At 67.2% G+C, this 22,031-nt stretch carries 20 protein-coding genes; 5 read left to right on the plus strand and 15 right to left on the minus strand.

All coding sequences use genetic code 11. The annotated features are described in order from the left end of the window. Window positions 1-2: 2 nt before the first annotated feature. From METUNV2_RS19045 to asd, 4 genes are all read right to left on the minus strand, one after another. Window positions 3-419: a hypothetical protein gene (locus tag METUNV2_RS19045; RefSeq protein WP_232415652.1), complete on the minus strand. Its 417-nt coding sequence runs from the start codon at window positions 417-419 to the stop codon at window positions 3-5. A 64-nt stretch (window positions 420-483) separates the two neighbouring features. Continuing rightward, window positions 484-873, minus strand: a complete 390-nt coding sequence (locus tag METUNV2_RS0109370; protein ID WP_018229210.1) for a hypothetical protein — start codon at window positions 871-873, stop codon at window positions 484-486. Between the two features lie 13 nt (window positions 874-886). Then, window positions 887-1,087 carry a hypothetical protein gene (locus tag METUNV2_RS0109375; protein WP_026188026.1) on the minus strand — a complete coding sequence of 67 codons (201 nt, stop codon included), beginning with the start codon at window positions 1,085-1,087 and terminating at the stop codon, window positions 887-889. 108 nt (window positions 1,088-1,195) lie between these two features. Next, window positions 1,196-2,068, minus strand: coding sequence for an archaetidylserine decarboxylase (gene asd, locus METUNV2_RS0109380; RefSeq protein WP_018229212.1), 873 nt, complete (start codon window positions 2,066-2,068; stop codon window positions 1,196-1,198). A 35-nt stretch (window positions 2,069-2,103) separates the two neighbouring features. On the opposite strand from asd, the gene METUNV2_RS0109385 reads away from it, so the two are divergent. Beyond that, window positions 2,104-3,750 (plus strand): aminotransferase class III-fold pyridoxal phosphate-dependent enzyme, encoded by a 1,647-nt coding sequence (locus METUNV2_RS0109385; RefSeq protein ID WP_018229213.1) that lies wholly within the window; start codon window positions 2,104-2,106, stop codon window positions 3,748-3,750. Window positions 3,751-3,860: 110 nt separating this feature from the next. On the opposite strand, the gene METUNV2_RS0109390 is transcribed toward METUNV2_RS0109385, so the two are convergent. Continuing rightward, window positions 3,861-4,475, minus strand: a complete 615-nt coding sequence (locus tag METUNV2_RS0109390) for a hypothetical protein (protein WP_018229214.1) — start codon at window positions 4,473-4,475, stop codon at window positions 3,861-3,863. A 264-nt stretch (window positions 4,476-4,739) separates the two neighbouring features. Here METUNV2_RS0109390 and METUNV2_RS0109395 point away from each other — a divergent pair, with 264 nt between their 5' ends. Next, window positions 4,740-6,560 (plus strand): GGDEF domain-containing protein, encoded by a 1,821-nt coding sequence (locus tag METUNV2_RS0109395; RefSeq protein ID WP_026188027.1) that lies wholly within the window; start codon window positions 4,740-4,742, stop codon window positions 6,558-6,560. Between the two features lie 27 nt (window positions 6,561-6,587). Here the strand turns inward: METUNV2_RS0109395 and METUNV2_RS19600 are convergent, their stop codons facing one another. Next, the gene (locus METUNV2_RS19600; protein WP_018229216.1) at window positions 6,588-8,180 is read right to left on the minus strand and encodes a pseudouridine synthase; all 1,593 of its coding nucleotides are present in this window, start codon (window positions 8,178-8,180) and stop codon (window positions 6,588-6,590) included. Between the two features lie 83 nt (window positions 8,181-8,263). Between METUNV2_RS19600 and htpG the strand changes: the two genes are divergently transcribed. Together htpG and METUNV2_RS0109410 are read left to right on the plus strand one after the other, a co-directional pair. Further along, a complete protein-coding gene (gene htpG, locus METUNV2_RS0109405; protein WP_018229217.1) occupies window positions 8,264-10,174 on the plus strand; it encodes a molecular chaperone HtpG in 1,911 nt (636 codons plus the stop codon). Window positions 10,175-10,409: 235 nt separating this feature from the next. Next, window positions 10,410-11,327, plus strand: a complete 918-nt coding sequence (locus tag METUNV2_RS0109410; RefSeq protein ID WP_026188029.1) for a prenyltransferase — start codon at window positions 10,410-10,412, stop codon at window positions 11,325-11,327. Window positions 11,328-11,334: 7 nt separating this feature from the next. Here the strand turns inward: METUNV2_RS0109410 and METUNV2_RS0109415 are convergent, their stop codons facing one another. From METUNV2_RS0109415 to METUNV2_RS0109430, 4 genes are all read right to left on the minus strand, one after another. After that, on the minus strand, window positions 11,335-14,253 hold the full coding sequence (locus METUNV2_RS0109415; RefSeq protein ID WP_018229219.1) for an EAL domain-containing protein: 2,919 nt from the start codon (window positions 14,251-14,253) through the stop codon (window positions 11,335-11,337). Between the two features lie 46 nt (window positions 14,254-14,299). Then, complete coding sequence (locus tag METUNV2_RS0109420; protein WP_018229220.1) at window positions 14,300-15,463, minus strand: methyl-accepting chemotaxis protein; 1,164 nt, start codon at window positions 15,461-15,463, stop codon at window positions 14,300-14,302. Window positions 15,464-15,642: 179 nt separating this feature from the next. Further along, window positions 15,643-16,341, minus strand: coding sequence for a Bax inhibitor-1/YccA family protein (locus tag METUNV2_RS0109425; protein ID WP_018229221.1), 699 nt, complete (start codon window positions 16,339-16,341; stop codon window positions 15,643-15,645). 34 nt (window positions 16,342-16,375) lie between these two features. Beyond that, on the minus strand, window positions 16,376-16,717 hold the full coding sequence (locus METUNV2_RS0109430; protein WP_018229222.1) for an HPF/RaiA family ribosome-associated protein: 342 nt from the start codon (window positions 16,715-16,717) through the stop codon (window positions 16,376-16,378). A gap of 108 nt (window positions 16,718-16,825) precedes the next feature. Between METUNV2_RS0109430 and METUNV2_RS0109435 the strand changes: the two genes are divergently transcribed. Beyond that, window positions 16,826-17,719 carry a LysR family transcriptional regulator gene (locus METUNV2_RS0109435; protein ID WP_018229223.1) on the plus strand — a complete coding sequence of 298 codons (894 nt, stop codon included), beginning with the start codon at window positions 16,826-16,828 and terminating at the stop codon, window positions 17,717-17,719. Here the strand turns inward: METUNV2_RS0109435 and METUNV2_RS0109440 are convergent. From METUNV2_RS0109440 to METUNV2_RS0109455, 5 genes are all read right to left on the minus strand, one after another. After that, window positions 17,709-18,557 (minus strand): DUF429 domain-containing protein, encoded by an 849-nt coding sequence (locus METUNV2_RS0109440; protein WP_232415653.1) that lies wholly within the window; start codon window positions 18,555-18,557, stop codon window positions 17,709-17,711. The two genes, METUNV2_RS0109435 and METUNV2_RS0109440, sit on opposite strands and share 11 nt — an antisense overlap. 34 nt (window positions 18,558-18,591) lie before the next feature. After that, window positions 18,592-18,690, minus strand: coding sequence for a PEP-CTERM sorting domain-containing protein (locus tag METUNV2_RS20340; RefSeq protein ID WP_420038389.1), 99 nt, complete (start codon window positions 18,688-18,690; stop codon window positions 18,592-18,594). Window positions 18,691-18,734: 44 nt separating this feature from the next. Continuing rightward, window positions 18,735-19,253: a hypothetical protein gene (locus tag METUNV2_RS0109445; protein WP_157281368.1), complete on the minus strand. Its 519-nt coding sequence runs from the start codon at window positions 19,251-19,253 to the stop codon at window positions 18,735-18,737. Window positions 19,254-19,323: 70 nt separating this feature from the next. After that, window positions 19,324-20,976, minus strand: coding sequence for an ATP-dependent DNA ligase (locus METUNV2_RS0109450; protein WP_018229226.1), 1,653 nt, complete (start codon window positions 20,974-20,976; stop codon window positions 19,324-19,326). After that, entirely contained in the window at window positions 20,973-22,019 is a 1,047-nt protein-coding gene (locus METUNV2_RS0109455) for a ligase-associated DNA damage response exonuclease (RefSeq protein ID WP_018229227.1), read from the minus strand. The genes METUNV2_RS0109450 and METUNV2_RS0109455 overlap by 4 nt, the downstream gene beginning before the upstream one ends. Window positions 22,020-22,031 lie beyond the last annotated feature (12 nt).

Consider the following 22,031-nt stretch of genomic DNA (forward strand, 5'->3'; position numbering starts at 1 on the left):
GCTCAGTGGCGGTAGCGCCGCTTCACGTCCAGCCGGCAGCCCGGGCGTTCGATGCCGGGTAGCCGGTCACAGTCGCCCAGTTCGCGCTCGAAGCGGGCTGCGCTGTCCGCATCGAGCGGTGGCGCGGCAGCATCCGGAAAACGCTCCCGGGCTGCGCTCATGCGTATTTCGTGGTTGGCCTTGCCGCGCGCCATACAGTCCGTCTTCAGATCCGACCCCATGCGCGCGCATTCGCGCTGCGCTTCAGAATGTTCGAGATCGGCTCGCCGGCGGGCATCGGCATAGCTGCGGCCGGCGTCGTCCGCCGCAGCCGCGTAGGGCACCAGGGCACACATGAGTCCGGCGGTCAGTGCGCCGGTGCGCAGCAGTGTGCGCATCGGGTGACAGGCGAAGGTCGGGGCGGGAGCAGGGGATTGCATGCCTCCGATTCTAGGAAGGCCCTGCGCCCGGGTCTGTCACGAAGCGTTACGCGTGTGCCGGATATCAGGTTCCGACCAGCAGATCGCCGTTGACCCTGACCCGGTCGCCGACCCGGAAGCGGCCGTTCTGCGCCATCACCACGGTACGCAGTTCGCCGCTCTCCAGCCGCACGGTGATGGCGTAACGGCCGGACGGTGCGTGGCCGTCCTGACGCGGACCGCCTTTCAGCCAGCCGGTGAAGCGCTCGCGCAGCAGTTTGCGCTCCTGCAGCAGTTCCATATGCTCGATCCGGCCGTAGGGACTGTCCACGCCGCGCGTACCGGGCGCAACGGCAGCGATCAGTGCCGCTTCGGCGGTGGCGGCGTCCGCCAGACGAGGTGCTTCCGGTGGCCCGGAGCAGGCGCCCGCGGCGAGCGCACACACCAGCGCGATGATGCACAGGTCGCGGCTCATGGCGGGCTTGTGCTTACTTGTCCGCCGACTTGCGCGCGTCCTCGATGGCGTCCTTCGCCTTGTCGCGCGCGTCGTCCAGCGTTTCACCGGCCTTGCTCACCGCGTTGTCCACCGCCTTGCCGGCGCGCTCCGCCGGGCCTTCGCGTTCGCAGGCGGCCAGAGTCAGTGCAAAAGCCGCGATGGCAGCGGCAGTGAGGGTGCGCGTTCTGTTCATGCTGTTCTCCCTGTGTTCGCATTCCGCACGTTGCGGGGTGAATGCATGGTGGCGCGCCCGCGCCTCCAGCGGCGTCGGCGCGCGGCGAAGCGCGCTGTCGGGCACGTCCTACAGCGGGGCGGGTGTGAACAGCGCCTGTCCCATCCGTATCCGTTCGCCGGTCGTCACGGCGGGCTGCACCGCCGCCTGCGGCGGCAGCAGCAGCAGGATGGTCGAGCCGTGCTCGAACCAGCCCAGTTCCTGGCCGCGCGTGGCGTGCGCCGCGCACGCCAGCCGATGCGGCCCGGCGTAGCCGGCGTGCAGCGTGAGATCCACGCAATGCAGACGCAGGCTGGCCACCAGGATGGCCGCCACCGGCACCATGACCAGCGGTGTGCCGTTGGCCATGCGCGCACTCAGCACCGCACGTTCGTTGCGGCAGTACAGGCGCTCCACCCGCGCCAGCGCCGGCGGATTCACGTTCCAGGTGTCGCCCGGGAAGTAGTGCACCCGCTCGATGGTGCAGTCGGCGGGCGCGTGGAAGCGGTGGTACATCGCGGCGGTGATGCGCAGCGTCATGTAGTGGCCGTCGCGCAGCGCAGCCGCCTGCGCGCTATCGCCCAGCAGTTCGTCCAGCGTGTAGCGCATGCCCTTGGCCTGCAGCAGCGTGTCGCCCTCGATGCGCCCCAGGGCGCCGACGATGGCGTCGCACGGGCTCACCAGCACGTCCGGCCGCGGGTCCAGTGGCCGTGCGCCGTCGCGCAGTTCGCGGATGAAAGCGTCGTGCAGGCTGCGGAACTGCGTCTTGCGGGCGTCCGACAGATCCACCTCGCCGAAGCGCTGCCAGAGACCGATGGACAGATCGCGCACCCAGGGGTGCTCGACCTTGCTGAAGCGACCGAACAGGCGGGTGAGGGCGGCCCGCGGAATGCGGTTGGTGAGCGCGAAATTGAGCGCGTCGTTCGCCATCAGGCGCTGGAACAGGGGCGGGCGGGCGGTCACGGCTGCGTAACCTCGCGCTGATACATGTGCAACATATGAACGAGTCCTTTCCTCTCTATATCGCTGGCGCCGCGGCGCTGGCCGCCCTGTTGCCGCGCATCCGCCGGCGCCTTCAACTGTCGCGGGCCAAGCACCGCTCGCTTGCCGGACATTCGAAAATGTCGCGGCGGGTGGCGAAACTGCTGCCCTTCTATGAATTCGACGAAACCGGTTTCTACGTGGCCGACGGTGCGCCGGTCGACATCGCCATGCGCCGGCGCAGCGGCTTCGAGGCGCTGGCCGCGCTGTACGCGCAGCGCTACGTGCGCACCCGTGCGCTGACCGAAGAAACGCAGTCCATGGTGTCGGACATGCAGTTCACCGGCAGCTACCGCGTGCCTTTCCAGTTCAGCCGCCATGTGCGCAGTCACCTGAAGGCCGGTTCTTTCGTACAGGCGTCCGCCGGCGTGACGCTGACCGATCTCGACGGCAACGTGTTCTACGATCTGGCCGGCTCCTACGGCGTCAATGTGTTCGGCTACGACGTCTACAAGGGCTGCATGGCACGCGGGGCCGCGCGGGTCGAGGCGCTGGGGCCGGTGCTCGGCGCCTACCACCCGGTGCTGGCCGACAACGTGAAGCGGCTGTGCGCAATTTCCGGCATGGAGGAAGTGTCCTTCCACATGTCGGGCACCGAAGCCGTGATGCAGGCGGTGCGGCTGGCGCGCTACCACACCGGCCGCAGCCATCTGGTGCGCTTCTGCGGCGCCTACCATGGCTGGTGGGGCGATGTGCAGCCGGGCGTCGGCAACCCGACCGCGGCAGAGCACACCTACACGCTGAAGGACATGCACGCCGACACGCTGCGCGTACTGCGCACCCGGCGCGACATCGCCTGCGTGCTGATCAACCCGCTGCAGGCGCTGCACCCGAATGCCGGCGCACCCGGCGATTCGTCGCTGGTCGATGGCGGCCGTCGCGCCGGCTACGACCGCGCCGCCTACGCCGACTGGCTGGAACAGCTGCGCGAGGTCTGTACCGAACGCGGCATCGTGCTCATTTTCGACGAGGTATTCCTCGGCTTCCGGCTGGCGAAAGGCGGCGCGCAGGAGTATTTCGGCGTGCGCGCCGATCTGGTCACCTACGGCAAGACCCTGGGCGGCGGCTTTCCGGTCGGCGTGGTGTGCGGTCCGCACCGGCTGATGAAGCGCTACCGCGACGAGCGGCCGGCCGACATCTGCTTCGCCCGCGGCACCTTCAATTCGCATCCGCACGTGATGGGCGCGATGAACGAATTCCTGCAGCTGCTGGACGCACCGGACATCGATGCGATCTACCGGGACGCCGACACGGTGTGGAATGCGCGCGCCGACGGCCTGAACCAGCGCCTGCGCGAGGCCGGACTGCCGGTTGGTGTGGCCAATATGGGCTCGATCTGGACCGTCACCTACGCGGTGCCGTCGCGCTACAACTGGATGCTTCAGTACTACCTGCGTGCCGAGGGCCTGCTGCTGAGCTGGGTGGGCACCGGCCGCTTCATCTTCAGCCTGAACTACAGCGATGCCGATTTCGCTGCGGTGAGCGAACGCTTCATCGCGGCGGCGAAGAAGATGGAGGTCGACGGCTGGTGGTGGACGCCGCCGGGCGCCAGCAACAAGCGGGTGCGCCGCGCCATCCTGAAGGAAATGCTGACCCGCCGCTGAACGGGCGGGGCCGGGCATGCATCGGTGTCCGGTCATGGCAGAACGGCTGGATGAATGAAGGAAGCCCGCGCAAGCGGGCTTCCTTTCATGGCGCGTGCGGATGGCCGCGTTCAGGCGCTGACGCCGTGCTGCGCGTGCATCGGATCGATCAGTTCGCCGCGCAGCAGCGCAAGCGGCGCACGGTAGTAGAGCTTCACGTCGTGGAAGGGGTCGGTCAGGATTTTCGTCGCCCACACCAGACCGGACTGCACGCCCATCAGGAAGAACAGATGGACGGTGCGGAAAATGAGACCGCCGACGCCGATGGCGATCCAGCACACCGACAGGTTGTACAGGAAGCCGCGCGAGCCTTCCGCCGCGTCCAGCAGGCCGAACAGCGTCGGATCGACATACAGCACGAAGGGCGAAGCGGCCCAGATCGCCATCAGCACCACCTTGCGGCGCAGGTTGTAGCCCACCTTGATGTCTTCCTTGTGCTCATGGGTCGCGTGGTTCACATGGTCATAGCCCTTGGGCTCGAAGAAGAAGTGACCGGACTGGCGCGACAGCATGGCGACGCCCCAGCTCAGCAGTGCCGACACCACCGGGTCGATGAACAGCATGACGTAGGCACCAAGAAAGCTCAGCGCGCTGACCAGATGCAAGGACTGGTTGATGCGGCTGTGGTGGTAGTAGCGGTGATCGTCCCAGCGCTGGGTGTGCAGTTCTTCGAGAAATGACTTCATGAGGTTCCTCCGGAAAGTGTGGCAAGCCTAGGAAGAGCGGGTTACACCGGGAATGCAGTTCGTCTAAGAATTGGTGACAGGTGCAGAGGGCAGGCGCGCTGATGAAGCGGGGCAGTGCCGTGCCGAATGACGATGAGTGCGCCAGCCGGCGCGCCCGCAGGGCAAGGGCAGGCACGGCTGTCTCGAAACATTCATCCAAGCTTCACGCAAGGGAGGGTGCCTGCGGCCGATAGGCAGTCGGGTCCACGACGACAACGCACCGCCATGCACACCCTTTCCGACAAGAAGGTTTCACCCGAGCAACATACGCATACCGCCTTGCGCGCCCTGATGGATGGCCGCGCGCTCGGCATGGTCTATCAGCCCATCGTCCGCCTCGAGGACGGTGCCGTACTGGCTCACGAAGCGCTGGTGCGCGGCCCCGAAGGCAGCGCGCTGCATCTGCCGGCGGTGCTTTTTGCCACCGCCCGCACCCTGGGCCTGGAAGCCGAACTCGAAATCGCCTGCGTCGAAGCCGCCTTACGCCATTTCAATCCCGCCACGCCGGGCCAGCTCTACGTGAACTGCAGCGCCGGCACCATCCGTCATCTGGCGGCCGAAGGCTGCGTCGAACTGCTGTCGCTGCTGGCCCAGCACGGGCTGTCACCGTCGCGTCTGGTGCTCGAACTGACCGAACACGAACGGGTGACCGAAGTGGATGTGCTGCGCATGAGCCTGGCGCGGCTGGCTGCGCTGGGAATCTCGGTGGCGCTGGACGATTTCGGCGACGGCCGCTCCAGCCTGCGCCTGTGGGCCGAACTGGCGCCGCCGCGGGTAAAGCTGGACCGCTATTTCACCCACAGCATCCACACCGACAGCCGGCGGGTCGAGGCGGTGCGCGCGGCCGTGCAGCTGGCGCGTTCGTTCGGTGCGGAACTGGTGGCCGAGGGCATAGAGGAAGAAGCCGAACTGGCGGTGCTGCGCGACCTGGGCGTGCACATGGGGCAGGGCTGGCTGCTCGGCCGGCCGCGCGGCCAGACGGTTCATCGCGTACCGGAGGCGCTGGCCGCGCTGATGCAGACCCGCCAGATCGCGGTGCTGCCGGACACGCCGCACCGCGATGCTGCCGGCACCGTGAGCCGGCTCGCGATGTCGGCGCCGGCGGTGGAACCGGATACCGCCAATCTGGCGGTGGTGCAGGTGTTCAACGAGCACCCGCAGCTGCTGGCGCTGCCGGTGCTGGATCAGGGCATACCGGTCGGGCTGATCAACCGGCGCAGCTTCATGGACCTGTACACCCAGCCTTATCACAAGGAGGTGTATGGCAAGAAGCCGTGCGCGCTGTTCATGAATCCTAATCCGCTGCGGGTCGAGCGCAGCACGCCGCTGGAATCGATGAGCACCGTGCTTGCCGGCGAGGACCAGCGCTATCTGTACGACGGTTTCGTGGTGACCGAACACGGTCGCTACGTCGGCGTGGCGACCGGCGAAAGCCTGGTGCGCGCGGTGACCGAAATGCGCATCGAGGCGGCGCGGCACGCCAATCCGCTCACCTTTCTGCCGGGCAACATCCCGATCACAGAGCATCTGCGCCGGCTGATGGCCGGCAAGGTGCATTACGCCGCGTCCTACTTCGACCTGAACAATTTCAAGCCTTTCAATGACCTGTACGGCTATTACCGCGGCGACGAAATGATCAAGCTGGCGGCGCGCAGTATCCAGCGCGAAGCCGACCCGCTGCGCGATTTTGTCGGCCATGTCGGCGGCGACGATTTCATCGTGCTGTTCCAGAGCGAGGACTGGCAGGCGCGTTGCGAACGCATCATCCGCACCTTCAACGCCGAGGCGCGCGGCCTGTTCAATGCCGAGGAACTGGCCTCAGGCTGCATGGAAGGCGAGGACCGACGCGGCAACCGCACCCGCTTCCCGCTCACCACGCTGTGTGCCGGCGTGGTGCTGGGGCAGGGTGGCGGCTTCCGTACCGCAGAGGAGGTGGCGTCTGCCGCCGCCGATGCCAAGCGGCAGGCCAAGGCGGCTGGCGGCGGCCTGCATGTGCAGGCCGCGCGCGAAAGCGCGAACGACGCGCGTCAGGCCGAGGTCGCCTGATCCGGCTGGCGCCGGATCAGGGACGTATCAGAACAGTTCTTCGCGGCGCAGGAAGCGCCACTTGCCGACCGGCAGGTCGGCCAGCGGAATGCGGCCGATGCGCACGCGCTTGAGCGCGACGACTTCGAGGCCCACCAGTTCGCACATGCGGCGGATCTGGCGCTTCTTGCCTTCGCGCAGCACGAAGCGCATCTGCTCCTCGTTCTGCCAGCTCACCTTGGCCGGCTTCAGCGCTTCGCCATCCAGCTCCAGACCGTGGTTGAGCAGCTTCAGCGACTCTTCCGGGAAGTCTTCGGACAGCGCGCCGCGGCCGAAGGGCTTGGTCGCGCGCACGCGCACCAGGTATTCCTTCTCGACGATGGAATCCTCGCCGATCAGCTGGCGGGCGATGCGGCCGTCCTGGGTCAGTACCAGCAGGCCGTGCGAATCGATGTCCAGCCGGCCGGCCGGCGCCAGACCACGCAGGTGGTTGCGGTTCAGCTTCATGCCCGAGCGGTCACCCGCCCACTGATTTTCCGGCAGCACCAGTACGCTGGCCGGTTCGTGACCGTCCTCCGCCTGACCGCTCACGTAACCCACCGGCTTGTGCAGCAGGATGGTCACCCGCGAGGCCTGATCGGCGCGCGCCTCCTTGTTGACCTCGATCTTCTGGTGCGGCAGCACGCGCTGACCCAGCAGCGCCACTTCGCCATCCACCGTCACCCAGCCGCGGACGATCCAGTCGTCGGCTTCGCGGCGCGAAGCCGCGCCCCGGTCGGCCAGCCAGCGCGACACACGGATGCCGTCCTTCGCGTCGTCGCCGTCCTCGTTCTTCTCGGCCTGCACACGACCCAGCTTGTCGGTTTCGCGCTCGTCCCAGGCCGTGGCCGGACGCACCGGCGCCGCCTTGGGCGGACGCGGCTTGAATTCGGCACCTGCACGCGCAGGGCGGTCGCTGAAGTCCTTCTTCGGCGGCCGGTCCCCGAAATCCTTCCTCGGCGGGCGATCACCGAAGTCCTTACGCGGCGGGCGATCGGAGAAGTTTCCGCCGCCTTCGCTGCGAGCCGGGCGTTCGCGGTTTTCCCACGGCTTGCGTTCGCCGGATTCGGCGCGCGGCGGACGGCCTTCGCGGTCCGGACGTGGCGTCCACTCGCGCTTTTCGCCAGCCGGTCGCGGCGGACGGTCACCGAAGTCCTTGCGCGGCGGGCGATCGGCGAAGTTTCCGCTGCCCTCGCTGCGGGCCGGGCGTTCGCGGTTTTCCCACGGCTTGCGTTCGCCGGATTCGGCGCGCGGCGGACGGCCTTCGCGGTCCGGACGCGGTGTCCACTCCCGCTTTTCGCCAGCCGGTCGCGGCGGACGGTCACCGAAATCCTTGCGCGGCGGGCGATCGCCGAACGCCTTCTTCGCCGGACGTTCACCGTCCGGACGCGCAGCGCGCGGCTTGCGTGCGGACGTGTCCTTGGCGGCCGGCGCGACCTGGGTGGTGTTACGGCTCAGCGTGCGCGACTTCGCGGTGCTGTTGCGCACCGGCTTGCGGGCGGGGTCGCGTTCGGAGCTCGTGCTGTCGTCGGATTTGCGGGGCAAACCCAGTTTGGTGCGGGTGGTCATCGGCGTGAAAACAATCTGTGGACCCGACAGCATAGCGGGGTCTTGAAATGCCGGGGGGAAGTCTCCATATCCCGCCGTTGTCATTCCTTCAAACACCTACCCAGCACGGAGCCGTCATGTCCGATACCGCGACCGCCCAGACCATGAATTTCCAGGCCGAGGTGAAGCAGCTGCTGCACCTGATGATTCACTCGCTCTACAGCAATCGCGACATTTTTCTGCGCGAACTGGTGAGCAATGCATCGGATGCCTGCGACAAGCTGCGTTTCGAGGCGATTGCCGATCCGGCGCTGTTCGAATCGGACAGCGAACTGAAGATCCGCGTGAGCTATGACAAGGCCGCGCGCACGATCACCATTGCCGACAACGGCATCGGCATGTCGCGCGACGAGGCGATCAGCCACCTGGGCACCATCGCCCGCAGCGGCACCAAGGAATTCTTCTCCAGCCTGACCGGCGACCAGAAGAAGGACGCCAACCTGATCGGCCAGTTCGGCGTCGGCTTCTACTCCGCCTTCATCGTCGCCGACACGGTGACCGTGAACACCCGGCGCGCCGGCCTGCCGGCCGACCAGGGCGTGCGCTGGTCCTGCTCGATGAGCGGCGACAGCGCCGGTGAATATTCGGTCGACACGATCAGCAAGGCCGGGCGCGGCACCGAAATCGTGCTGCACCTGCGCGAAGACCAGGACGAGCTGCTGTCCGGCTTCAAGCTGCGCTCCATCGTGCGCGAGTACTCCGACCACATCCTGCAGCCGGTGGTGATGAAGAAGGAGGAGTGGAAGGAAGACGGTCAGGTCATGACCGACGAGGACGAAACGGTGAACCAGGCCAGCGCGCTGTGGACCCGTTCCAAGTCGGATATCAGCGACGAGCAGTACGCCGAGTTCTACAAGCATGTCGCGCACGACTTTCAGGACCCGCTGGCCTGGAGCCATGCCCGGGTCGAAGGCCGTCACGAATACACCCAGCTGCTCTACGTGCCGTCGCGCGCGCCGTTCGACATGTGGGACCGCAATGCCAAGCACGGTCTGAAGCTCTATGTGCGCCGCGTGTTCATCATGGACGACGCCGAGAAGCTGCTGCCGGCCTATCTGCGCTTCGTGCGCGGCGTGGTCGATTCGGCCGACCTGCCTCTGAACGTGTCACGCGAAATCCTGCAGGAAAGCCGTGATGTCGACACCATCCGCTCCGGCTGCACGAAGAAGGTGCTGTCGCTGCTGGAGGATCTGGCCGAGAACCAGAAGGACAGGTTCACCACTTTCTGGAAGGAATTCGGCCGCGTGTTCAAGGAAGGCGTCGGCGAAGACCAGGCGAACCGCGACAAGGTGGCCGGTCTGCTGCGCTTCGCATCCACTCATCTGGATACCGAAGAACAGTCGGTGTCGCTGGCCGACTACATCGGCCGCATGAAGGAAGGGCAGGACAAGATTTATTACGTCACCGCCGAAACCTTCAAGGCGGCGAAGAACAGCCCGCATCTGGAAGTGTTCCGCAAGAAGGGCATCGAAGTGCTGCTGCTGTCGGACCGCGTCGATGAATGGGTGGTCGGCAACCTGACCGAATTCGAAGGCAGGCAGCTGGTGTCGGTGGCCAAGGGCGGTCTGGACCTGGGCGCGCTGGAAGACGAAGAGGAAAAGAAGGCGCTGGAGCGCGACGAGGGCGAATTCAAGCCGCTGGTCGACAGGCTCAAGGCCAGCCTGACCGAGCGGGTGAAGGAGGTGCGCATCACGCACCGGCTGACCGAATCGCCGGCCTGCCTGGTCAGCGACGAGTTCGACATCGGGGGCAATCTGGCCCGCATCCTGAAGTCGGCAGGGCAGGAAGCGCCGGAATCGCGGCCCATTCTGGAAATCAATCCGCAGCACCCGGTGGTGCAGCGGCTGCGCGGCGAAGAAGCGCATTTCGACGACTGGGCCGGCGTGCTGTTCGACCAGGCCCTGCTGGCCGAAGGCGGTGCGCTGGAAGACCCGGCCAGCTTCGTGCGCCGGATGAACCAGCTCATGCTGGCCATGGCTGGCAACTGAAGCCGCGACCGGCTCCGGATCGGAGCCGGTCGCTCCGGTGCGGTGCCTGTCACGGGCGGGAATCGCGGCGGGGCGCCGCTCCCACGGGAATCCGCGCAGACCGCGACCGGTTCCGTGGGAGCGGCGCCTCGCCGCGATGCAAGCTCCGATCCGGCAGTGTTCGCCGACGCACCATCGCGTTCTGTGACGCGGCGTGTGAGAACATCGGCGCCGTTTCCATCACGACGCTTCCTTCATGTCCGTCGCTGCCGCCGCACCTTCCCTGAGCCTGAAGGTGCGCATGACGCGCCCCGGCTTCCTGACCATCACTGCAGTCGCCGTCCTGATCGGGGTGGCGAGCGCCGCGCATGACGGCCATTTCGAGCCGATGCGTGCGGCGGTGTCGGTGCTGCTGGCCATCCTGGCCCACGCGGCCGCCAATGTACTCAATGATTACCACGACGCGCTGAACGGCGCGGATGCCGCCAACCGGACCGCAATCTCCCCCTTTACCGGCGGTTCGCGCCTGATTCAGAACGGCGAGGTGAGCGTGCGCGATACCGGCCGTCTTGCCTGGGCGCTGGCGGCCTTCGTGGTGCCGGCCGGCATCGCGCTCGCGGTATTCAGCGGGCCCGGGCTGCTCGCCATCGGGCTGGCCGGCCTGCTGCTGGGCTGGGCCTATTCTGCGCCGCCACTTGCGCTGATGAAGCGCGGGCTGGGTGAGCTGACCGTGGGGGCGTCGTGGAGCCTGTTGGTGATGGGGGGTGACTACGTGCAGCGTGCGGAGTTTTCGGCGCTGCCGCTGACTGCCTCGCTCGGTCTGGCGCTGCTGGTGGCCAACATCCTGCTGATCAACGGCTTTCCGGATGCGGCATCCGACGCCGCGGTGGGCAAGCGCACTCTGGTGGTCAGGCTGGGGCCGGCTGCAGCGGCGCTTCTCTACCGCAGTGTGGCCCTGACCGCCCACGCGCTGCCGCTGCTGGGTGTCGTCACCGGCGTGCTGCCGTTGGGTGCATTGGCCGCGCTGCTGTCCTTGCCGCTGTCCTTGCGCGCGGCGCATCTGCTTGCGACCGCCGAGGGTGAACTGTCGCGACTGCCCGATCCGATCCGCCTCACCATCGCCGCCGCAACCGTGCATGGCGTAGCGCTGGCCGTCGGCCTGATCGCCGGCTGAGCCACGTTCAGTTCACGCCGAGCAGACTGGCGTAGCCCTGCGGCGACGCGTTCTGCATCGCCAGCAGCGATTCGAATTCCGCCGCCGGCAGAGGCCGCGAGAACAGGTAGCCCTGTGCGTAGTCGCAGCCCAGTTCGCGCAGCAGATCGCGCTGGGCGACGGTTTCCACGCCTTCGGCCACCACCGTCAGCCCCAGCTTGTGCGACAGCAGGATGATGGCTTCAGGCAGCGCGCTGCCGGCCGGATCCTGGGTCATGTTGCGGACGAAGGACTGGTCTATCTTCAGGTAGTCCATGTCGAACTTGGTCAGATAGGACAGCGCCGAATAGCCGGTGCCGAAATCGTCGATCGAAATCTGCATGCCGGCTTCGCGGTACTTGCCGAGCTGGCGGGCGACCTTGTTGGTGGCGTCGAGCAGCAGGCTTTCGGTGATTTCGATCACCACGCTGCCGCCAGGCAGGCCCAGCGCCTGCAGATGGTCTATCCAGCCCTCTTCGCTGGTGCTGCGCTCGAACTGGGCAGGCGACTTGTTTACGCCCATCTGCAGCTCGGGTGCGTATCTGTGGCGCCAGTGCAGCAGCTGACGGGTGGCTTCGCGGAACACCCAGTCGCCGATCGGCACGATGAGCCCGGTCTCTTCGGCCAGCGGAATGAAATCGGCCGGACTGACCAGGCCGCGCTGCGGGTGCTGCCAGCGCAGCAGTGCCTCTGCCTTGTGTATGGTGCCGGTTTCCAGCCCGATGATGGGCTGGTAGTAGAGCACCAGCTGCCCCTGGTCCAGCGCGGCGTGCAGGTCCTTGATCAGCTGCAGCCGCTTCTGCGCGGCTTCCTGCATTGAACTGACGAAGAAGTTGAAACAGTTGCGACCGCTGTCCTTGGCGCCGTACATGGCCTGATCGGCGTTGCGTATCAGGCCGTCGGCGTCGGCGGCATCCTGCGGATAGACGGTGAGACCGATGCTGGCCGAAAGGTGGGCCGAGGTGTGGCCCAGGTCGTAGGGCGCGGTCAGCATCTGCAGCATGTCGGAGGCCACCCTTTGCGCGTTCGCGGCATCGTCCTGTTCCGACAGGATGACCGTGAACTCGTCGCCACCCAGCCGGGCGACCGTGTCCGATTCGCGCACGCAGCTTCGGATGCGGCGCGCCGCCTCGATCAGCACGACGTCGCCGGTCTGGTGGCCGAAGGCGTCGTTGACTTCCTTGAAGCGGTCGAGGTCGATGAACATGAGCACCATCGAACGGCCGCTGCGGTTGGCCTTCAGCAGCTCCTGATCCAGCCGGTCGCGGAACATGCGGCGGTTCGGCAGCTGGGTCAGCACATCATAGTTGGCCTGGGTCCAGATCAGCTCTTCCGCCTTTTTCTGTTCGGTGATGTCGCGGATGAAGGCGCTGAAGGCGTGCCGGCCATTCACGCGGCTGACCGCGATGGTCAGTTCGATCGGAATGTCGTGGCCGTCACGATGACGGCCGGTGATGGTGAGCCGGCGGTTCAGTGCCGGGCCGGTGCCGGTGGCAAGGAAGTGGCGCAGGCCACGCACATGGGCCTCGCGGTAGCCGGGCGGCACGATGAGTTCGTGCATCGGCCGGCCGACCGCCTCGCTGCGTGTCCAGCCGAAGATGGCCTCGGCCTGGGGGTTCCAGCCGGTGACCTCGCCGTCCTCGTTCATCTGCACCACCGCATCGAGCGCGGAATCGATGATGGCGCGCATCGTGTCCTCGTTGTCGCGACGGGTGGCGATCAGGGCGGACAGTCCGGTGGCCATGTTGTTGAAGCTGTCGGCGACCTGGCCCAGTTCGTCCCGGCTGTCGAGGTGGATGCGCTCTTCCAGCCGGCCGTTTGCCAGTGCGCGGGCTGAATCGGCCAGGCTGCGCACCGAGCGGGTGATCGCGTAATAGCCGCCGATGGAACAATAGAGCGCGCCGCCGAGCAGCGCGAACACCAGGCCCATGGTGAGCCGCAGGGCATGCCGGAGGCCCTCCAGCCTTTCATGTATCAGTCGTTCGGCGGCTGGCAGCAGCATGTGTTCGATCTGCACATAGATGCCGTCTATCGTGGTGGTCGCGTGCGCATAGAAGGCCTCGGCACCGACCGTGATCGGACCGGACAGGATATCGGTCCGGACCTGACGCACGATGGCGGTCAGCGAATCGCCGATGTCGATCGCCGAGCGCGACATGGCGGACTGCAGCGAGGGGTTGTAGCGACCGGTCTTCTCGATGTTGTAGCCGGCGACCTTGCGTGCGGAATCCAGCTCGGTCACCAGCGCCGAAAGCTCGATGACCTGCTCCGGCGTGGCACGACCCGCCGATACCACCGCGATGCCAAAGGCGCGCACCCGGCCCAGCCTTTCCATCGTGGCGGGCAGCTTGCTCACGCTGCTGTCGATCAGATAGAAGGAGGCGGCATCGGGGTCCAGCGTGAGACCGTAGGCGTCGGCCACATCGGCTTCGAAATTGAGCAGTCGCTCGATCAGCCGGGTGTGCGCGTCGAAATTGGCGTGAGCATCCATGTCCGTGCCCTGGTTGCGCACCCGCTCCCAGTCGGTCCGGATCGCGAACAGGTCGCGCTGCGTGCCCAGTTCGGCCGGAAGCTGTGCGCCCAGCTGTTCGAACAGCGCATTGGTTTCCGCTTCCCGCGCCTGTCTTTCGGCCGCCATCGCGAGCACGCCACCGAGTTCGCCGGCGGCCAGCCCGCGATGCTTCTGCACCCGCTGCACGATGCGGGTCAGGGTGCGTATGCGTTCCAGTCCGGCCAGTTCGTGTTCGGCCGCGCGGATGTCCTGACTCAGGCTGAGATACAGGCTGTGCGCGACCACGGTGAGCGCGAGCAGCATCAGACCGCCCAGCACTGCGAACTTTCGCGGGTAGTCCAGCCTGTTCATCAGGCGGATGGCCGGGCCGAACAGCAGGTGAAAGCGCGTCGCCATCTTTGCTACCGGGAGCGGGTGGATCGAATGTCGTGCGAACGACCGCTCAGATGCGGAAAGCCTGCACCGCCTCCTGCAATGATCTGGCCGACTGCGCAACTTCGTCGCCCTGGCGGGCGGTTTCTTCCGCGCCGGAGGCGGAGCGCTCGGACAGTCCGAACAGCAGATCGGTATTGCGCACGATTTCCGCCACCGCGCTGTTCTGCGCGCCCAGACTGCTGGAAATGGTGGCCGAGCGGCTGGACAGCGCTTCCAGACGGCCCAGTATGTCGTCGAATTCGTTCACCGCGGTCGCGGTGCTGCCGGTTGCACCATCGACTTCGGTGTTCGCGCTGCGCACCAGTTCTATCGTGCGCTCCGCGTCATCGCGTATGCGCACCACCAGCTGGCTGATGTCGTTGGCCGACACCTGGCTGCGCTGCGCCAGCTTGCGCACCTCGTCGGCCACGACGGCGAAACCGCGGCCCTGTTCGCCGGCGCGGGCGGCTTCGATCGCCGCGTTCAGCGCCAGCAGATTGGTCTGGTCGGACAGTTCCTTGATCAGGTCGTTGATCCGGTTGATCGCACGCGAATCCTCGACCAGCTCTTCGATCACGGTGAGCGAGGCAGCCATCTTGTCAGATGCCGCATTCACGCTGGCCAGCGAAGCCTGCAGCGTGCTTTTGCCGACCCGTGATGCCTCGCCGGCGTTGCGCGCGAGATCGTCGGCTTCATGAGAGATTGATTCGATGTCGCGGATGTTGCCGCTCATCTGTTCGATTGCGCTGCCCACCGCGCGGATCGAATCGAGCTGGCGTGCGCCGTTCTCGCGCGCACTGCCCGAGTGCTGCGACAGCTCCACCGCGGCCGAGGTGAGGGTGCTGGACAGGCCCTGCATATGCTCGACCAGCTTTTTCACCGATTTGCGGGCGGCGTTGTACTCGTAACAGAGCCAGGCGAAATCATCGCGGCCATCCAGATCGAGCCGGCAGTCCAGATGCCCCTTGGCCAGCGCATTCAGCCCGCCGACGATCACTTCTGCCCGTCGTCCGTAGTAGCGGCCGATGACGGCGCCGGTCATCGCGCCGCCGGCCAGCAGCAGCGTCGACAGCCCGATCTGCAGCGGCAGGTTGGCGCCGCCGGTTGCCAGATTGAGCACGATGCAGCACACCAGCGCCGACGATGCGCCGAACAGTGCGAACGCCTTGCGCACACTCAGATTTTTCAACATGGCTCCTCCGCGATGAGTGCCGCGCGTCCTGCGGCGCGCTTCGGCAAAACACTTCGTCACCGTTTATCGGGAAGATCTCCTGCCGACTTGAGCCACCAGGGTGCCTGAGCGTGGACGAAAAAAATCCGCGGGCGGCGTAGGCCGCGCGCGGATAACCGGGATGCACCGGAGGAGGTTGATCAGTCCCTGCTGCCAGCGAAGCCGAACAGCTGCAGCAGTGCGGTAAAGAGATTGAAGATGGACACGAACAGGCTGGTGGTGGCCATCACGTAGTTGGTTTCACCGCCGCGCACGATGCGCTGGGTTTCGAACGCGATCATGCCGGCCATCAGCAGCACCACTGCGGCCGACACCGCCAGCGACAGCGCCGGGATTTCGAAGAAGATCGCGCCCAGACCGGCCAGCATCGCCACCACCATGCCGATGAACAGGAAACTGCCCATGCCCGACAGGTCGCGTCGCGTCACCGTGGCCCAGCCGGCCATTGCCAGGAACACGCCGGCGGTCGCGCCCAGCGCCAGCGTGATGGTCTGGCTGCCGCCGGGCAGCGCCATCACCGCATTGAGCAGCGGGCCGATCGTATAGCCCATGAAACCGGTCAGCGCGAAGGTGAGCAGCACGCCGACGCCGCTGTCGCGGAATTTCGTGACTGCGAACAGCAGACCGAAGTAGCCGCCCAGGGTCAGCAGGATGCCGGGGGCCGGCCATTTCGCTGCCATGGCCAGATATGCGATGGCAGCGCTGAACGCGAGATTCAGGCCCAGCAGCATCCAGGTGTTGCGCAGCACGCCGCGGGCGCGCTCATCGACGACCATCGTGGCGTCGGATACATCGGCGCGCAGCGTCAGCGGGCGCGCGCGGGAAAGTCGGTCATTCATCGTCATCTCCTTGATTGAATGTCGGAATATTGGTTCAGGTGGGCAGGGGTTCCGGACGGCTGCGTTCATGCAGCCGCTGCCTGCTGCGGTTCAGCGTGCGCAGCAGGCGCTGGCTGGCACGCTCGAGCGCACCGTCCAGCGCGGCGTGCCAGTCGCGCGCCCGGGCGCTGGCCAGCAGCGGGCGGCTGCCCGGCAGCTGCAGCGTGACCTGCACTTCCTTGTCTTCGCCACCGCGCGGGCCGTTGGTATCGGCCAGTCGCAGCGTCACCCGGGGAATGCGCCAGGCCAGACGCCGCAGCACGAAGCGCAGACGGCGCTCGGCCACACTGCGCAGCGCTTGACCTTCCGGGTGGCGTGTTTCGACGATCACTTCCATGGCTCATCTCCATGTGGATGGGAGACGCCACTGTACGCAGAGACGGATTTCCTAAAAATGGATGTTGATGGTAGTTTTACTTCGTAAAAACAGAAATTAGAGCCCGCCATGCTCAACTATCGTCATCTGTATTACTTCTGGGTCGCCAGCAAGGAAGGGGGCATTGCACGCGCAGCCGAACGGCTGGACATGGCGGTGCAGACGGTAAGTACCCAGATACGCGAACTCGAGCGCGCGCTGGGCCACGCGCTGTTCAAACCGGCCGGTCGCAGCGTCGAGCTGACCGCGGCCGGCGCGGCTGCGGTGCGTCTGGCCGAACAGATTTTCCAGCTGGGTGAACAGCTGCCGCTGGCGGTCAGGGAGGCGGCGCAGTCACAGGGCGTGCGGCTGTCGGTGGGCATTTCCGACGGCCTGCCCAAGGCGGCGGTGCGCCACATCCTCGAACCGGCGACCGAAACACCCGGCCTGCACCTGGTGTGCGTGGAGGACGAATTCGACGACCTGCTGGCCGACCTGGCACTGCACCGGCTGGACGTGGTGCTGGCCGACCGGCCGGCGCCGGCCAATCCCAACCTCAGGGTGTACAGCCATCCGGTCGGCGACGCGGCGCTTGAATGGTATGCGCCGGCCGCCCTGGCGGCCGCTGCGGACATCGGCTTTCCGGCCTGTCTGGAGCGCATGCCGCTGCTGCTGCCCACCCGCCATGCAGCCGTGCGTGCGCGCATCGAGGACTGGTTCGAGCGGCGCGGTCTGCGACCGCAGGTGGCCGGTGAATTCGAGGACAGTGCGCTGCTCGCCATCTTCGGCGAAAGCGGGCTGGGCGCCTTTCCGGCGACAGAATGGTCACACGAGGAACTGACCGGGCACCGCGCGCTGACGCTGGTCGGGCGCTGCACCGAAGTGGTCGAGCACTTCTACGCGATTTCCGCCGAGCGGCGGGTGCAGCATCCGCTGGTTCAGAAGGTGCTGGCCGGCCGCCGCACCGATGTGTTCAGTGCCTGAGAGGGGCGGTCGCGTCTGGTCGCGGGACACCGACGATCCAGCCTTCGACCGGATCGATGTGCAGCGGCAGCCCATAGCCCGCGTCGCGTCGCAGCCAGGCCCAGGCGGCTTCCACCAGACAGAGCACGCAATCCAGCGTGTCGCCGGTACCGTCGCTGATCATCGCTTCCATCAGGGCGTTGTCGTCGCAGCGCAGCGCCACGCCGAGCGGATGCTGGCCGCGCAGCAGCGCTTCGGACAGCAGCATGCGGTTGGCCAGCCGTTCGCGTGTCTGCCCGGAGGCCGATTCGCTCTTGTACGACCCTGCCACGATGCTGCGCGCCAGCCAGCCCGGATAGGCTTCAAGCGTGACGCGCTGGCCGTCGCCACCGTGCATGCCTGGAATGTGCACGCCGGCGTCGAGCAGCCGGCGCGCGCCTTCGAGAAACATCCAGCCGACCGGCGGGTTGACGCATTTCATCGGGCTGTGCGAGCCGGCCGGCCGGTCGGTCGCGCGGTGGGTGTATTTGTCGCCCACCGGTCTCTGCGCACGTTCGGCATCGCCCAGCGCCTTGAATTCGGCGCGCGACAGCGCGGTAACGGTACGCACGAGACCGGCCCATTCTGTAGGCCAGCCGTGCTCCAGCACCGATTCGCGCGGCAGGCCGAAGGGGAAGTCGAACGCGCCCAGCCACGGGCCGGGCCGGCGCAGGAAGGCTTCGAAGCCTGCCCAGGACGGAAAGCGCTCGACCCGTCGCAGGTGCACTGTGCCGTCCTGGGCCAGGTCACCGGACGCGACAGTGATCGGCTTGCGGGCCGACGGGGCGGAGGTGAAATCGATGCCGTACAGCGTGCTCATGAGGCGCAGCATACGCCGCGGCGGTGATTCGAAACTATCGCTGCCCGGATTTCCGTGTGCGGCGCAGCATGAGCGCCGCCAGACCGGCCGCGAAAAGCAGCGCCTGCGAGGGCTCTGGAACGGTGGAAGCCATCACCCCGGGCGCATTGCCGACGTTGCCGCCCTGAGTGCTGACCGTCAACGTGTGCGTACCGCCGCCCAGCTGCAGCGTACCGCCGCTGCGGGGCAATGTTGGCGAGCGCGGGCCTGAAAACGGACCGCGCCGGTGAGTCCAACAGATCCACCCGTAACGGGACTGACCCCGAGCGTGCTCCCGCCGATCGGCAGCGAGCCGGTGCGCGGTGCAAGCGGAGCCGGCGGTATGGAAGGCGAGGACAGTATCTGGACCTCCCTTCCGTTCAGGCTGGATCGGTTGTCGAGGTCGATCCGGGGCGATACCAACTCCAGCACGGGGGCCTGCAGTACGCTGCGCGTCAGGCTGAGCGCGCCGGATGCCTCCAGCACGACACGCAGCGGATCGTTCACCACCGCGTCGCTCAGCGACAGCGCCCCGGCACACTGGATGTGGATGCCTTCGCCGGTCAGCGTGGTCATCGCACCGGAACAGCTCACGCTGCCGGAGATCGCCGCGGCTGCGGGCAGGGCATGGACGGCCAGCCAGGGAAGAACAGAAACAACCCGCATACGAGCGCGCATGACATGAACCCGGCATGAAAACCGCTGCAGTCCGTCGCATGCCGATGCCAGCGTCGATCAGCCGAACGGATTATTCATTCCGGATTGCAGTGCCCGCTGAAAGCAGGGCTTTCAGCGCCTCCAGCGTATCGGCTTCGGCGGCCGGCTTGTCCTGACGCCAGCGCAGCATGCGCGGAAAGCGGACCGCGATGCCCGACTTGTGCCGGGGTGAGGCCTGCAGACCTTCGAAGCCCAGTTCGAACACCAGTTCAGGCCGCACCGAACAGACCGGGCCGAAGCGCTCGATCGTATTGGCCTTGATGAAAGCATCGACCGCACGCATTTCGGCGTCGGTCAGGCCGGAATAGGCCTTGGCGAAGGGCATCAGCGTGCGCGTGCCGTCGGCCGCCTCGGACCACACCGCAAAGGTGTAGTCGCTGTACAGCCCGGCGCGGCGGCCGTGCCCGCGCTGGGCGTACAGCAGTACCGCATCGACCGTCCAGGGATCGATCTTCCACTTCCACCACTGGCCGCGCGCGTCCGATTTCACCCGTCCCACGCCGTATGCCGCGTCGCGCCGTTTCAGCATCAGGCCCTCGACCCCGCGATCGCGGGCCTGCGCGCGCTGCCCGGCCAGCGTTGGCCAGTCGCCGCCGATCAGTGGCGAACTCATCAGGCGCGGATGAGGGCGGGTGGCGAGCAGCTGCTCCAGCTTCTGGCGGCGCGTCCACTGGGGCTGCGGACGCAGATCCTGCCCGTCCTGTTCCAGCAGGTCGTACGCCATGAACACGACCGGCACGTCGGCGATCAGCCGGCGGCTCACGGTCTTGCGGGTGATGCGGGTCTGCAGCCGGGCAAAGGGCAGCGGCGCGCCGTCCTGCCAGGCCAGCACCTCGCCGTCGAGCACGCAGCCCTCGGGCAGGGTGAGCGCGGCTTCGATCAGTTCCGGAAAGCGTTCGCTTACCAGCTCCTCGCCGCGCGACCACAGTGCCGCCTCGCCGGCCCGGCGCACCAACTGGCCGCGTATGCCGTCCCATTTCCATTCCGCCAGCCAGTCCTCCGCAGCGCCCAGCACCTCCGCCGGTGCCTGCTGCAGCGGGTGGGCGAGGAAGAAGGGATAGGGCTGCAGACCCAGTTCACCGTCGCCCGGCGGGGCGATCAGCGCCTCGTAGCGCGCACCGCTCATGCCGGCGCGAGAAGGGTCGGACGCGAGATACCCGATGAGTCGCTGGGCGATGGTTTCGGCGGGCACGCCGGCCACTGAGGACAGCGCGCGCGTCACCAGCAGCCGTGACACGCCGACCCGCAATCCGCCGGTGATGAGCTTGTTGAACAGGAAACGGCTGCGCGCGTCGAGTGCGCGCCAGGCGGATTCCAGCAGCGCCGGCTTGTCACCGGCGCCCGCCGCGCGCAGGGCGCCCAGGCGGTCCACCCAGCGGTGCAGCGGTACGTCGCCGTCCGCTTCGGGCGGCGGCAGGATGAGCGCCAGCGTTTCGGCCAGATCGCCGACCGCTTCGTAGCATTCGTCGAACAGCCAGTCGGGCAGGCCGGCGACGCGGGCCCCGGTTTCGCGCAGCAGACGGCTGGGGGCGGCCTGACGCAGCTTGCCGCCGGCCAGCACGTAGACCGCCCACGCCGCATCTTCAGCCGGCGTGGCGGCGAAGTAGGCGCGCATCGCCTCCACCTTGGCCCGGGTCGAGGTGCTGGCGTCCAGCGCGTCGTACAGGGTGGCGAAGCGCTTCATGCGGGCGGTGCGTCCGCGTCGCCGGTGGCCGTCTGCAGTGCGCTGTCCGCATCGTCGCGTTCGTCGCCGAATTCGGTGCGGAAGGCGCCGGCTTCCAGCCCTTGTTCGTTCAGCCAGCGCACCATGGGCGCGACCTGACCGTGGGTGACGATGACGCGCTGGGCACCGGTTTCGCCGATCGCGCGCATCAGCGCAGGCCAGTCGGCGTGGTCGGACATGACCAGCCCGCGGTCCACCGCGCGCCGCCGCCGTGCGCCGCGCACCTGCATCCAGCCGGAGGCGAAGCAGTCGGCGTAATCGCCGAAGCGTTTCATCCACGGCGAACCCTGGGCCGAAGGCGGGGCGATCACCAGGGCGCGGCGCAGCAGGTCGGCGTCGAGCCCTTCGGACACCGCGCGCGTTGCCGGCAGCGCGACGCCGCTGTCGCGGTAGGCGCGGTTCATTGCCTCGACCGCGCCGTGACAGATCACCGCGCCGATCCGCGTATCGAGGCCGGCCAGGATGCGCTGCGCCTTGCCGAAGGCGTAGGCGAACACCACGCTGCTGCGGCCGGCGTCGGCATTGGCCGCCCACCAGCGGTTCAGTTCGGCCAGCAGTTCAGCCTGAGGACGCCAGCGATACACCGGCAGACCGAAGGTCGATTCGCTGATGAAGGTGTGCGCGCGCACCGGCTCGAATGCACTGCAGGTGCCGTCGGCCTCCAGTTTGTAGTCGCCGGAGGCCACCCACACCTCACCCTCGACCTCGACCCGCACCTGCGCCGAGCCGAGCACGTGGCCGGCCGGGTGCAGCGACACGGTGGCGTCGCCGATGCGCAGCCGCTCGCCGTAGTCCAGGGTCTGCAGCGCGATGTCGCCGAGGCGGGCGCGCAGCACCCGCTCGCCTTCGCGGCTGGCCAGATAGGCCGCGTGACCGGTGCGCGCATGGTCCGAGTGGGCGTGCGTGATGACCGCGCGTGCCACCGGACGCCAGGGGTCGATATGGAAGTCGCCGGCGGCGCAGTACAGGCCTTCCGGTCGCAGCGTGATCAGGTCGGTGCGCATGGGGACGATGGT

This window comes from Methyloversatilis universalis EHg5 (assembly GCF_000378945.1).
Classification (GTDB): Bacteria; Pseudomonadota; Gammaproteobacteria; order Burkholderiales; family Rhodocyclaceae; genus Methyloversatilis; species Methyloversatilis universalis_A.